Here is a 13,293-nt window from a genome sequence, read left to right as displayed (position 1 = left end):
CCCGTCAAACGACATCGGCACCCCCGACCGCTTCCGCGAGGTGCCGTCATGCTCCGCGACCGATCGATCCGTGTGCTCGTCGCGATCCTGTCCGTCTTCCCGCTCGTCGTTGCCGTACCGGTGGCCGCGACCCCCACCGTGGAGTCCATGGAGTGGCTCGGCTGGCCCGACGCCGTGCGCAGCGTGTCGAAGGTCGTGGTGAACGACGACGGCGTGGTCGCCCTCACGGCTGCGACCGAGCTCAATCGCACCCAGGGCCACGTCCGCGTCGGGGGCGAGTGGGCCGGGCTGCTGTCGTGGCAGAGCAGCGTCGAGAGCATCAACGCCTTGGGCGAGGTCACCGGCTGGAAGGTCGACAACGACTTCGAGCCCACCCACGGCTACGTGTGGTCACCCTCGAGCGGCTTCGCCACCACCGAGTCGGTACAGCCCGCGAGCACGTCCTTCGTCCGGGCGACCGCCACCAGCGACGACGGCGTGATGGTCGGGCGCATCTGCCTCGACGACGGGTCTTGCTGGCCCTTCCGCTGGGAGGCCGGTGGCGTGTTCGACGTGCTGACGAAAACGGTGGAGTTCGGCGAGGTCATGGCCCGGAACGTGGCCGGCACGATGCTCGTCCGCCGCTTCGCCGGCAGCCGCAACGAGGTCTACCTGATCGAGCCCGACGACACCGTCGTGCCGCTCCCCGAGGCGCCGTGGGATCTGATCAATCCGCTCGACCTGAACTCCGCGGGCATCGTGGTCGGCGACGCCGAGACCTCGAACGGTTTCGACCAGGCCTTCCTCTACGACGGCGCGACGTACTCGGAGTTGCCCCTGCCCGCCGGCTACTCGTCGGCCGACGCCCACGCGATCAACGACTTCGATCAGATCGCGGGCTGGGGCTGGGACGGCGGCCTCGGAGCGATCGTGTGGGAGGCCGGCCGGGCCCACGACCTGTCGGCCCTCGTGAGCGCACAGCTCGGCCGGCCGGTCGACCTGAAGAAGGCCTTCGACGTCTCGGAAACCGGGTGGGTCGTCGGCTGGGGTACCAACGCCGGCGCCCCCGAGATCTTCCGTGTGAAACTCGGCCCGCCGTGCCGCGATCCCGAGAACCCGCAGGGGATGATCACGTGGACGGGCGGGGCCGGGTCCTACGACGACACCGCGAACTGGTCGGCCGACTTCGTTCCCGGCTCCGAGGACGTCCTGCGCTTCGACACGTCGGGCGGTGACGGAGTCGTCGACGTGTCGACGGGCCCGGCGAACGCGTCGTTGGTCCTCGACGGCGGCCCGGGTGTGGGATTCGAGTTCGGCGACGCATCGTGGTCCCTGTCGGGGGCCGATCCCTGCCTCGCCTCGTTGGTCACGCGCCCCGGCAACGGCGAGCTCAGCCTGTACGACTTCACCGGCGGGACCCTCGACCTGGCCCAGGGCGCCGACCTGGGCCACGACCGCGAATTCGTGCTCGACGTCTTCGAGCAGACCTGGAGCGTGGGCGGCGCCCCGTTGATCGCCGGCCATGCCGACACCACCACGGTGAACTTCCACGCCGGTTCGCAGTTGAGCGTGTCGAACGAAGTGGCGCTCGGGCTGCGCACGGGAACCCGGGCGCGCCTGGAGTTCGACACGGCCAACGCGAACGCGACGCGGTGGATCGTCGGCAGTCGTGGATCCGGGACGGTGGAGCTCACCTCCTCGCAGCTCACCGGCGATCGCATCGTGCTCGGTGAGATCGCCGGCAGCGAGGGGACGTTCCGGGCCCGAGGGGACGCGGGCAGCTTCGTGATCGTGGACGACGCGGTGGTCGTGGGCGAAGCGGGATCGGGTGAGCTGGAGATCGACACGACGGCCCTGACCGCGGGTCGCGTGCTGGTCGGCGATGCCGAGGGCAGCAACGGTCAGGTGTTCGTCGGCGACGCCGGTCTGGTGTCGAGCGACGACATCACGATCGGAGGCGTCGGGGCGGCCAGCGTCCTCGTGATCGGCACCGGAGAGCTGTCGCAGAGCACCGACCCGCAGGCCCTCGGCTGGTGCGTGCTCGGCGCCGACGCCGGCGGGTACGGCGAACTCGGTGTGCTCGGGGCGTCGGCGTCGGCCAGTCTGGGCGGACTGGTCGTCGGCAGCGCCGGCACGGGCTTGTTGTCCCTGAGCGACGCCAGCATCACCAGGGTCGCGGGCAGCATCATCGTCGGTGACGCCGCTGGTGGCATCGGCACCGTCGACGTCGACGGCGCGCTGCTGCAGTCCACCGCCCTCTACGTGGGATCCGTCGAAGGTTCCTCCGGTCTCGTCTCGGCCGACTCCACGGCGCTCGTGACGACCGAGATTCTCGAGATCGGCCCGGGCGGCCGCGTCGAGGGCGAGGTGCTGGCGATGGACCGCACCGAGACCCCGAAGCACTCGGCGCGCGCCGCCAATGGGATCCGCACGGCGGAGCTGGTGCTCTCTGCCGACGCGCAGCTCGCGGTCGACGACGTGCAGTTCGGCGCCGACTGGTCGCTCGGCGGCGACGGAGCCTTCCCCTTCGACGTGACGAACGACGCGCGCGTCGATCCCGGCACGGCGGCCGCGCCCGGCCGCTTGACCGTCGACGGGAACTACGAACAGACCGCCGACGGCCACTTGCGGATCGATCTCTTCGGCCCCGAGGACGGTCCCGTACGCCGTCGCCAGATCCGTCACGACACGCTTTCGGCCACCGGCGGGGCCACGCTCGGGGGCACGCTCGTCTTCGCCCTCGAACCGGGTTTCGAACCCGAGATCCCCGACACCGTCACCGTGCTCGACTGCGCCGGCGGAGCCGACTGCCTGCAGGGTGCCTTCGACGCGATCGAGACGCCGGCTTCGATCGACGCGGAGTTGATCACCGACGGCGCCGCGCTGCGCGCGGTCGTTCGTCCCCGCTCCGTCGCCGTGGACTCGCCGGACCGGCCGGGTGACACCGTCCGGTCGCGCAACGAGCTGTCACCCGTCGCACCCAATCCCTTCAACCCGCGCGCGTCGTTCTCGCTCGTCGTCGAGCGGAGCGGCCCGGTCCGGGTGCGTGTGCTCGACCTGCGTGGCCGGGTCGTGGACACCCTGTTCGACGGCACCCTGTCCGCGGGACATGTGCACACATTTGCAATCGACGGAACGTCGTGGGCGAGCGGCACCTACTTCGTGGACGTCCGCGGCCCCGGACTCCGGTTGTCCCGCAAGACGAGCCTGGTGAAGTGATCGAACCCGCTCGGCCGAAAAGGTCGACCGGTCCGGCGCGCGGTCCTATGGTCTGCGGAACCGCGAACCGCGAACCGCAACCCGGACCCGTCCGCATGCCCTCGTCCGTCCGTCGTCGATCCGTCACCCGGATGCTGTCCGCCCTCGTCGTCGTGGCCTGGTCCGCCGGATCCGCGCGGGCGGAGATCGCGCTTCCGCGCCCCGACCTGCGCGTCGATCTCCGCTACGACGTGATCGACGGCGGGGCGGTCCGCGACCGCTTCCAGACCGCACTGCGCTACCGGCAACGCGTCGAGCTACGCGACCAGTGGGCCCTCGTCGGATTCGTGTCCACGGGCGACGACTTCGCCTCGCGCTGGGTGACACTCGCCGACTTCCGCCGCGGAAGGGACGACACCGATCCCTTCCGTCCCCGCCTGCGACAACTCTTCGTCGAATACCGGAGCGAGCACGTTCGAGCCCAGGCCGGGGTGATCCCACCGGTGAAGGCCGTGATCTCGCCCACCGGACTCGATCCCGTCGGCTGGATCGACGGTGCGCGCCTCGAGTGGTTCAACGCACCCGACGGAACGGTCGAGATGGTCGTCGGTCGCCTGGGCGAGGTCGACGAACCCGGCCTGTTCGCGCGCCGGACCGTGTGGACCGAACCCGACCGGACGAACTACTTCGAGATCGAGTCGAGCCAGCAGATCGTTCCGTGGCTGAGGATCGAGACGAGCTTCGAGATCCTGCACGACGTCTACCTGCGCGGCGAGATCCGATGGACGCCGAACCCGTGGTTCGAACTGTTCACCGAAGCACTGCACAACACCGCCACCGGCGCGGTGAACCACGGGACGACCGTGATCGTCGATCCCCTGGCGAGGTGGACACCGCGCGCGGCGGGACGCACCGAGGTCGCACTGAACCACTCCTACATCGGCCGCGACATCGGTCTGCGCGGCGAGCTCGCCGACGACTTCTTCACCTACGGACACAGCGTGACGCTCGAACCCGCCGTCGTCCTGTCCGCGCGCCACGGACTCGAACTCGGCGGTGAGATCATCGTGGCCGAGCAGCCGGCCGGGCGACGGCCCGCGGGCTTCTTCGAGGAGGTCTACACCCGCTTGAACGTCGTCCTCGGTTGGCGGCTGCCGTGACCGGGCCCGGAAACGACGACGGGGCCCCCGTTCGCGGAGGCCCCGTGCCACTCTTCGCTCGACCGGGGTCGCGGCCGAACGGGATGGATCAGTTCTCGTACAGCGACTTCACCGCGCCCCACGAGTCGTCGTCGGTGTCGACGGGCTCCTCGTAGGTCGTGAAGGTGTTGAAGTCACCGTCGGACATCACGAAGTTCCCCGCGCCGATGTTGGCGTCGGGAGTGACGGCCACACCGTGGAATTCGTTGCTGCGGAAGGCATCGAAGGCGTTCAGGTACGTGACCACGTACGTGAACGATTCACCCGGCAACAGACCGATCTCGGAGAGGTCGAAGATCAACTCGAAATCTCCGGCAGCCGGGTCACCCGTCGGCGCGAGGTCGGCCGACGCGACGAAGCTGTGCGATCCGGGACCAACGAGCTGCCAGAGACCAGCGAAGCCGGCCTCGACACCGATCGCGTAGTCCGCCTCGAACCCCGGAGCGAAGGTGAGGGTCGAGCGGTTTCCGGTGCCATCCGCCGCCAGACCACTGATCGCCGCCCGGAGCGGATCGGCGTTGTCATCGAAGCTCGCGGTATCGTTGAAGCCACCCGCGGTCGAGTCGATGTAGATGACCATCTGGTTGTCCAGATTGCCCGCACCGGTGCTCAGGCCGAAGGCGACACCGGCGAGGTCGGAATCCACGTACAATTCGCTTCCGTCACCGATCACGTCACCGAAACCGGTGCCCACACCGGTCGAGAACCCGACGTACTCGCCGGCGTTGATCGTTCCGTCGACCGTGGCGTTGCCGGCCGTGGTGTCGACGATGGTCGTCGGCACGGCCAGCGCCGGGCCCGTGATAAGGGCCACGACGGCGAGTGCCGCAACGGCATGCTTGATCCTGGGGAACATGAGGTCCTCCTGTGCCAGGGGTTGGGGTTTGCAGGGGCGCGACAGTATACATGGTCGGGACGCGACGGGGCCCATAGGGCCGCACCCCATGTCACAGAACTCCAGGCGCGCCATCTCGCAGGGGCCGTGTAGGGTTCGAAGGTTCGAGAGGCGATGTCCGGCGGGCCCGCGAGCCCGGGTGCTTTCGCCGTTTCTCCGAATCCTTCCGAGGAGTCCCTCCGCCATGACCCGACTGCTGCTGTCCCTCGTCCTCTTCGTCTCGCTGGTGTGGGCGCCCGCCGTCCCCGCCGCCGACGACGACGAGGGCCCGATGAACGCTTCCACCTTCGCCGGCCTGGAGTTCCGCGAACTCGGCCCGGCCATCAACTCCGGTCGCATCGGCGACATCGCCGTCGACCCCACCAACGATCACCACTGGATCGTGGCCGTCGCCTCCGGAGGCGTGTGGAAGACAGAGAACGCCGGGACCACGTGGACCCCGGTCTTCGATTCCGAGGGCAGCTACTCGATCGGCTGCGTGACCTTCGATCCGAACGACCCGCTGGTCGTGTGGGTCGGCACCGGCGAGAACAACAGTCAGCGCAGCGTGAGCTACGGCGACGGCGTGTACAAGTCGATCGACGGCGGCATGACCTGGGAGAACGTCGGCCTGCCGAGCAGCGAGCACATCGGCGACATCGTCGTGCACCCCGAGGACGGCAACACCGTGTACGTGGCCGCGCAGGGACCACTGTGGAACGCCGGCGGTGACCGCGGTCTGTACAAGACCACCGACGGCGGCGAGACCTGGAAGAGGATCCTCGAGTTCTCCGAGCACACCGGCGTGAGCGACATCGCCATGGACCCACGCGATCCCGACGTGATCTACGCGACCTCGTACCAGCGTCGCCGCCACGTGTGGACGCTGATCAACGGCGGCCCCGAGGGTGGGATCCACAAGACCACCGACGGCGGCGAGACCTGGACGGAACTGACCCGCGGTCTGCCCGACGGCGACATCGGCCGCATCGGCATCGCCGTGGCCCCCACCAACGGCAACCGCGTGTACGCGATCGTCGAGGCCGCCGGCGACGGCTCGGGCTTCTACCGCAGCGACAACGCCGGTGCCAGTTGGAGCAAGATCGCCGACTACGTGAGCCGCAGCCCGCAGTACTACCAGGAGCTCATCGTCGATCCCACCGACGCCGACGTGATCTACAGCAACGACACCTGGTTCCACCGCAGCGTCGACGGCGGCCACACCTGGGACCGCATCAACGACGGCACCATGCACGTCGACAACCACGCGGTGTGGATCGACCCCGACGATCCCAAGCACCTGGTCAGCGGCACCGACGGCGGCGTGTACGTGAGCTACGACTGGGCCGAGACCTGGAACTTCTGTTGGAATCTTCCGGTGACGCAGTTCTACAAGATCGCCATCGACGAGGACTTCCCCTTCTACAACGTCTACGGCGGTACGCAGGACAACAACACCATCGGGGGCCCCACGCGCACCACGAGCGCGAACGGGATCATCAACCGCGACTGGTTCATCACCCTCGGCGGCGACGGCTTCGAGCCCGCCGTCGATCCCACCGATCCCGACATCGTCTACAGCCAGTGGCAGTACGGCAACCTGGCGCGCTACGACCGCAAGACGGGCGAGGTCATCGACATCCAGCCGCAGCCGGCAGTCGACGACGAGCCCTTCGTCTGGAACTGGAGCAGCGCCCTGCTCATCAGCCCCCACTCGCACACGCGCCTGTACTTCGGCGGAAACTACCTGTTCCGCAGCGAGGACCGCGGCGACAGCTGGGAGAAGATCAGCGGCAACATGACCCGGCAGCTCGATCGCAACGAGCTCGAGGTCATGGGCCGGGTGTGGAGCGTCGACGCGGTGTCGAAGAACCGCTCGACCTCGATCTACGGCAACGTCGTCAGCCTCGACGAGAGCCCCCTCGTGGAGGGCCTGCTCTACGCCGGCACCGACGACGGCCTGGTATGGATGTCTCCCGACGGCGGCGAGACCTGGAACAAGACCGAGAAGTTCTCGGACGTGCCCGAGATGAGCTACGTGACCTCGCTCACCGCCGACCGCCACGACGACCAGGTCGTCTACGCCACCTTCAGCAACCACAAGCGCGGCGACTTCACACCCTACGTGTTGAAGAGCACCGACCGCGGCCAGAGCTGGGACTCCATCGCCGGCGACCTTCCCGACCGCGGCCAGGTGCACGACGTGGTGCAGGACCACGTCGATCCCGAGCTGCTGTTCGTGGGCACCGAGTTCGGCGTGTTCTTCAGCCGCGACGGCGGCGACGCGTGGATCCAGCTGAAGGGCGGCATCCCCGTGATCGCCTGCCGCGACCTGGAGCTGCAACGTCGCGACGAGGACCTGGTGGTCGGCACCTTCGGCCGCGGCTTCTGGGTGCTCGACGACTACACGCCGCTACGCAACGCCGACGCCACCGCCATGGAAGAAGAGGAAGCCGTCCTGTTCCCGGTGCGACGGTCGTGGATGTTCTTCGAGCGCACGCCGTGGGGCCTTCCGGGCAAGGGATCGATGGGCCACCAGGCCTTCACCCGCCCGAACCCGCCCGTGGGAGCGATGTTCAGCTACTACCTGCGCGACGGCCTGCAGACCAAGCGCGAGCTGCGCCTGGCTTCGGAGAAGGAGATCTGGCAGAAGGGCGGCGATCTCGAGTACCCGAGCTGGGAGGAACTGCGCGAGGAGGACCGCGAGAACGCCCCGCGCATCGTGCTGACCGTGCGTGACGACGAGGGCAACGTGGTTCGTCGGATCGACGGTCCGAAATCGGCGGGAACGCATCGCGTGCACTGGGACTTCCGCTATCCGTCCCCCGAGCCCACGAACCTGAGTCCCCCGGCGTGGACCAGCCCGTGGTCGAGTGCGACAGAGGGCGCGATCGCCATGCCCGGGACCTACACCGTCGAGATCGACAAGGTCGTCGACGGTGAGTGGACCGACATCGCCGGCCCGGTCTCGTTCGAGGCGGAGGTCCTCGCCCAGGCCACCCTGCCGGCCGAATCGCGCGAGGAGCTGAGTGACTTCCAGGACCGCGTGGCCGATCTGCAGCGCGTGATCCTGGGAACCAACCGGCTGGTGAGCGAGGCGCACTCGCGGATCGATCACGTGCGGCAGGCCCTGCTCGACACACCGGGGGAGCCCGTGCGCGATCTCATGCAGCGCCTGGACGACGTCGAGGACCGGTTGCAGGACCTCCAGATCGACCTCAGCGGAGACGCCACCGTGGCCCGCCGGCAGGAAGCCACGCTGCCCGGTCTGTCCGGCCGCGTGGGCCGCGTGGTCATGGGCTACTGGACGAGCAGTTCGGCTCCGACGCAGACCATGCGCGACAACGTGGAGATCGTCGAAGACCAGATGCCCGGCGTGCTCGACGACCTGCGTACGCTCGTCGAGCAGGACCTGGCCTCGATCGAGGCGGAGCTCGAGGAGCGCGGCGGGCCGTGGACGCCCGGCCGGATCCCGAGCTTCGACGACGACGAGACCGGTCGCTGATCGAAAGATCTCGTGAAGACGGTGGACTCCGCTCCCCTTCCCGCGGAGTCCACCCTAGAATCCTGGCGGCACGCGACCGGCAGCCCATCGGTCGCGCCGTCGCTGCCCCACACCGCTCCATCGAAGCCTCGAGGAGTCGCCGATGACCTCACCGGTCGTCCACCGCGTGCTCGCCCCCCTGCGACCGATCTTGTTCGTCGCCGCGGCCACCGCTCTGGCTCTCGGATGCGCCGAGAGGCAGGTGTCGACCGGAATCTACCAATTGCGGCAGGGCGACTTCTCCGAGGCCGTCGCGTCGTTCCGCGACGCCGTCGCGCGAGACCCGGATTCGGCGATCGCCCATTACAATCTCGGCTACGCACTGAGTGCCGACGTCCGCGCGCGGGCGACCACGCAGGACTTCGACGGAGCCGTCGATGATCTGCGCGAGGCCAACCGCAGTTTCGACCGAGCGGTGAGCCTCGACCCCGACACCTACGCCCGCGAGGTGACCACGGCCCGGCGTTTCAACTTCGGTGAGCTGTACAACCTGGCCGTCGACCTCAGCCGCGGGAGCGCCCTCGACGACGCGATCCACGCTCTCGCCCTGGCCCGGGTGGCGGCGACCGACGCGCTTTCCGCCCAACGGGCGAACGTACTGCGTCTGCAGATCGACATGAGCCGCGCTTCGAGCACTGGCGGGCCGGACGCTCGTGAGCGATACATGGGCATGTTGGCCGAACTCGACCGGATCCGCCGCGAAGGGCCCGTCGACGATGCCCTCGTCGACGAGATCGAGAACACACTGGCACGGGCCCGCACCTTGATCGAGACGGACGTCCCCGGGCAGTAGCCGACCACTCCGCCATTGACGAGCGACCGGGGGCCGTCGGTATTCTCACCGGCCGTTCCTCCTGCCCCGAACCCGAGACACGCGCGATGACCACCACCGACCTGTGCCCCTGCGAATCGAAGAAGTCCTACCCCGAGTGCTGCGGCCCGTTGCACCGGGGCGACCGTCCGGCTGAGACCGCCGAAGAGCTCATGCGCTCTCGCTACAGCGCCTTCGTGAGGCAGGAGGTCGACTACATCATCGACACCGCCCACAGCGACGCCCGCAAGGACCTCGTGCGCGAGGACATCGCGAAGTGGGCGCGCGAGTCGACCTGGAACGGCTTCGAGGTCATCGACACCGAGGGGGGCGGCCCCGACGACGAGCAGGGACTGGTCGAGTTCATCGCCTTCTACGACGACGCCGAGGGTGACGAGGTCGAACACCACGAGAAGAGCATCTTCGGCCGTGAAGACGGCCAATGGCGCTTCGTCGACGGCCTACCGGGACGTCAGGAACCCTACCGGCGCGAGCAGCCGAAGGTCGGCCGCAACGAACCCTGTCCCTGCGGCAGCGGCAAGAAGTTCAAGAAGTGCTGTGCCCGAGCCGCCTGAGCGGTTCCCCCGTCAACGCGTCCGCTGGATCGGCACCTCGCCCGTGACGTCCAGGTCGCTGGCGAGCGCACCGAAGGGCGTGTCGAAGCCGATCCCGCCGGACAGACCGTAGTCGGTGGAGCTGCGCCGCAGGGCGTCGAGCAAGGCGGTGCCGAGATCCAGGGGACTCAGGCTCATGGGCAGTTCGAGCGTGCCCGCGCCATCCGCGTCGAGCTCGAGGACCTGTCGAGCGCCGAGCGTCCCCACGCCCCGACCGGCGAGCTGCAGATCCAGGGACAGTCGATCGACGACCACGGCGAAGGCATTCGGATTGGCCACCCGGAGCACCGCCGTGCCGGAGACCTCGCGCAACCCCAGCTCGTCGAGGCGGAGGGCATCGAGTTCCACCCGCGGCAGGGCCGGGATCGGCAGTTCGCCCTGGTGGCGCAGCGGCAATCGACGCGGACCCGCACCCGGCACGTTCACACCCAGACCGAGTTCCGCCGTGTAGTCCACCACCTGTCCGGGCCGCAGACCGCTCAACGTCCGCACGGCCTGCAGCAGATCGACCTGCACCGGAACGGGCACGACCCGCTGCCCCCCGGCCGGCACCGTCCCCTGCATCGGGAGCACGCCTTCGAGGAAGTTCCGACCCCCGCTGCCGAGCGCGACGTCGACGTCCACGAGCGGCAGCGGAGCGTCGAGCGGGTTGGAGATCCGCAGGTCGAACTCCAGGTCGGCCGACTCCAGACCGAGACCGGTGATCCGTGCCCCGACCACCTCGGCGCTGGGGCGCGGCAGTGACTGCAACGCCTCGAGCACGCTCGCGCACCCGCCGAGCAACGGCAGCAGGACCAGCGGGAACAGCAGAGGGGTGCGAAGGAACCGGTGTCGGGTGCTCATGGACAGGACCTCGGGACGGGTGGGAGCCTCGCATCGCGGCATCGCGGGGTGGCCCGCCGCGCCGAGCGTGGCGATCGTAGGGGTACGCCGTCGCCGCCACAACCACCGGAACCCCGGAGCGACCCGGCCATGGACCTCTCCGCACTCCTCGAACGTCCATCGAAACCCTCGGCCGAGGTCGGGATCGATCGCCCGTGCACGGTCCTGCTGCCGACTCTCGGCAGTGCCGGCGACGTGCACCCCGTCCTCGCCGTCGCCCGCAAGCTGCGGGCCCGTGGCCATCGTCCGGTGGTGGTCACCAGTTCGTGGTTCGAGCGCGCTTGCCGGGACGAGGGGATCGAGTTCGAGCAACTGCTCCCCGACGCGGCCTTCGAGCGGGCGGCCCGCGACCCCGACATCTGGCATCCGTGGCGGGGATTCCGCGTTCTCGCCCGCGACGTGATCGTCCCCGCCATGCGTCCCCTCTTCGAGATCGTCGAACGCCGGGCGGAGCAGACCGACGATCTGGTCGTGGCCTCGTCGGTGTTGTGTCTGGGCGCGCGGCTGGCCCACGAGAAACTCGGTGTGCCCCAGGTCTCGATGCACGTGCAACCGGTGGTCCTGCGGTCGCGGGAGGACCGGGTCGGCACCCCTCACCTCCACTTCCCGCGCACGGGTCCGCGTTGGCAGAAGGACCTGGCCTACGCCGTCGCCGACGCCGCGATCATCGACCCGGCCCTTTGCCCCGAGCTCAATGCCTACCGCAATTGGCTCGGGTTGCCGCGCGTGCGGCGTCCCTTCGACGGATGGATCCACTCGACCCAGCGTGTCGTCGGTCTGTGGCCGGATTGGTACGCTCCCGTCCAACCCGACTGGCCCGACGACGTCACGCTGACCGACTTTCCGCTCTTCGACCCCGGGGAGGACGCACCACTCGATCCTGCGGTTCAGGATTTCCTGGGCGCCGGCTCGCCACCGGTCGTCTTCACCGGCGGCTCGGCGAACGTCCACATGGACGAACTCCTGCGGGCGGGACTTCGGAGTTGCCGCGCGTCGGGAGAACGCGGGCTGTTCCTGCTGCCCGAGCCCGAGTCCCTGGGACCGCTGCCCGACGGATTCGCGGCCTTCGGCTTCACGCCTCTGGGCGCGCTGCTTCCGCACTGTCGGGCCGTGGTCCATCACGGCGGGATCGGAACCACGGCACGGGTGCTGCGCAGCGGACTGCCGCAGGTCGTCGTCCCGCACAGCCACGACCAGCCGGACAACGCGTTGCGGGTGGAGGCGCTCGGAGCCGGGGCCGTGGTTCCGTCGGCGAAACTCGACGGGAAACGGCTCGAGGCCGCCCTGCGCCGCGAACTGAACCGCGACCGCACGGCGGCCCCGATCGCGGCCCACGTCGCCGGTTCCGCGGACGGACCCGGCGACGCGGCCGCCGCGATCACGCGGCTCGTCCGGGATTCTCGGGTCTGATCCCGAGCCGTTTCATCTTCTCGTACAGCGTGTTCCGACCGATCCCGAGACGACGCGCCGCCTCGGTCCGCTGCTGACCACTGCGCCGCAGCGCGTCGAGGATCAACTCGCGTTCGTAGCGCTCGAGCGACCGGTGCAGGTCGAGGTCGCGCGTGGACCGCTCCCGAATTCCACGCACCTCGCGGCGCACGTGGACCGGGAGATCGGAGACGCGGACCCTCCCCTCTTCACCGGAGCGCGCACAGGCCGAGGCCACCGCCGACTCGAGCTGTCGCACGTTGCCCGGCCATTCGAAACGTCGGAGCGCCCGCCAGGCCGTTCGATCCATGCGGAACGCACGGCCGAAGCGCCGTTCCTCCCGCTCGAGGAAGGAACGGGCCAGGGCCTCCACGTCGTCGGGCCGCTCCCGCAACGGCGGAATCCCCAGTTCGAACCACGACAGCCGGTAGTAGAGGTCCTCGCGGAACTCTCCGTCCTGCGACAGCTCGAACAGCGGCCGATTGGTGGCAGCGACGATCCGGAGATCGACGCTTCGCTCTCGGACCTCTCCGACGCGGCGGAAGGTCCCCTCCTGCAGGAGCCGCAGCAACTTCGGCTGCACCGAGGCCGGCATCTCACCGACCTCGTCGAGAAACAGGGTTCCTCCGGCCGCGGCCTCCAGGAGTCCCGGCGCATCGCGATCGGCACCGGTGAAGGCCCCGCGCGCGTGACCGAAGAACTCCCGCTCGAACAGGCTCTCGGGGATGGCCGAGCAATTCACCGGTACGAAGGGAGCGTCGGTC

9 protein-coding genes are annotated in these 13,293 nt (G+C 69.1%); 6 read left to right on the top strand and 3 right to left on the bottom strand.

The genetic code is table 11. From position 1 onward, the window contains the following. Window positions 1-48: 48 nt before the first annotated feature. Window positions 49-3,198 carry a hypothetical protein gene (locus VKA86_15840; GenBank protein ID HKK72678.1) on the top strand — a complete coding sequence of 1,050 codons (3,150 nt, stop codon included), beginning with the start codon at window positions 49-51 and terminating at the stop codon, window positions 3,196-3,198. 131 nt (window positions 3,199-3,329) lie between these two features. Further along, window positions 3,330-4,337, top strand: a complete 1,008-nt coding sequence (locus VKA86_15835) for a hypothetical protein (GenBank protein HKK72677.1) — start codon at window positions 3,330-3,332, stop codon at window positions 4,335-4,337. Window positions 4,338-4,425: 88 nt separating this feature from the next. Here VKA86_15835 and VKA86_15830 read toward each other — a convergent pair whose 3' ends face one another. Continuing rightward, on the bottom strand, window positions 4,426-5,232 hold the full coding sequence (locus VKA86_15830) for a hypothetical protein (GenBank protein ID HKK72676.1): 807 nt from the start codon (window positions 5,230-5,232) through the stop codon (window positions 4,426-4,428). A gap of 223 nt (window positions 5,233-5,455) precedes the next feature. Between VKA86_15830 and VKA86_15825 the strand changes: the two genes are divergently transcribed. From VKA86_15825 to VKA86_15815, 3 genes are all read left to right on the top strand, one after another. Further along, the gene (locus VKA86_15825) at window positions 5,456-8,755 is read left to right on the top strand and encodes a glycosyl hydrolase (GenBank protein ID HKK72675.1); all 3,300 of its coding nucleotides are present in this window, start codon (window positions 5,456-5,458) and stop codon (window positions 8,753-8,755) included. A gap of 142 nt (window positions 8,756-8,897) precedes the next feature. Continuing rightward, complete coding sequence (locus VKA86_15820) at window positions 8,898-9,587, top strand: tetratricopeptide repeat protein (protein ID HKK72674.1); 690 nt, start codon at window positions 8,898-8,900, stop codon at window positions 9,585-9,587. Window positions 9,588-9,673: 86 nt separating this feature from the next. Beyond that, a complete protein-coding gene (locus tag VKA86_15815) occupies window positions 9,674-10,180 on the top strand; it encodes a YchJ family protein (GenBank protein HKK72673.1) in 507 nt (168 codons plus the stop codon). 12 nt (window positions 10,181-10,192) lie between these two features. Here the strand turns inward: VKA86_15815 and VKA86_15810 are convergent, their stop codons facing one another. Next, complete coding sequence (locus tag VKA86_15810) at window positions 10,193-11,062, bottom strand: LEA type 2 family protein (protein HKK72672.1); 870 nt, start codon at window positions 11,060-11,062, stop codon at window positions 10,193-10,195. A 129-nt stretch (window positions 11,063-11,191) separates the two neighbouring features. Between VKA86_15810 and VKA86_15805 the strand changes: the two genes are divergently transcribed. Then, window positions 11,192-12,511: a glycosyltransferase gene (locus VKA86_15805; GenBank protein ID HKK72671.1), complete on the top strand. Its 1,320-nt coding sequence runs from the start codon at window positions 11,192-11,194 to the stop codon at window positions 12,509-12,511. On the opposite strand, the gene VKA86_15800 is transcribed toward VKA86_15805, so the two are convergent. Next, a partial coding sequence (locus VKA86_15800) for a sigma 54-interacting transcriptional regulator (GenBank protein HKK72670.1) occupies window positions 12,480-13,293 on the bottom strand: 814 nt, incomplete at its 5' end. The genes VKA86_15805 and VKA86_15800 overlap by 32 nt on opposite strands.

The sequence above is a fragment of the Candidatus Krumholzibacteriia bacterium genome (genome assembly GCA_035268685.1).
In the GTDB taxonomy this organism is placed as follows: domain Bacteria; phylum Krumholzibacteriota; class Krumholzibacteriia; order JAJRXK01; family JAJRXK01; genus JAJRXK01.
The sequence above is the reverse complement of the archived record's forward strand: the minus strand, read 5'-3'. Positions and strand labels throughout refer to the sequence as shown.

Coding starts and splice junctions, on each gene's coding strand:
- VKA86_15840 (HKK72678.1), top strand. CDS start 49: ATGCTCCGCGACCGATCGATCCGTGTGCTCGTCGCGATCCTGTCCGTC.
- VKA86_15835 (HKK72677.1), top strand. CDS start 3,330: ATGCTGTCCGCCCTCGTCGTCGTGGCCTGGTCCGCCGGATCCGCGCGG.
- VKA86_15830 (HKK72676.1), bottom strand. CDS start 5,232: ATGTTCCCCAGGATCAAGCATGCCGTTGCGGCACTCGCCGTCGTGGCC.
- VKA86_15825 (HKK72675.1), top strand. CDS start 5,456: ATGACCCGACTGCTGCTGTCCCTCGTCCTCTTCGTCTCGCTGGTGTGG.
- VKA86_15820 (HKK72674.1), top strand. CDS start 8,898: ATGACCTCACCGGTCGTCCACCGCGTGCTCGCCCCCCTGCGACCGATC.
- VKA86_15815 (HKK72673.1), top strand. CDS start 9,674: ATGACCACCACCGACCTGTGCCCCTGCGAATCGAAGAAGTCCTACCCC.
- VKA86_15810 (HKK72672.1), bottom strand. CDS start 11,062: ATGAGCACCCGACACCGGTTCCTTCGCACCCCTCTGCTGTTCCCGCTG.
- VKA86_15805 (HKK72671.1), top strand. CDS start 11,192: ATGGACCTCTCCGCACTCCTCGAACGTCCATCGAAACCCTCGGCCGAG.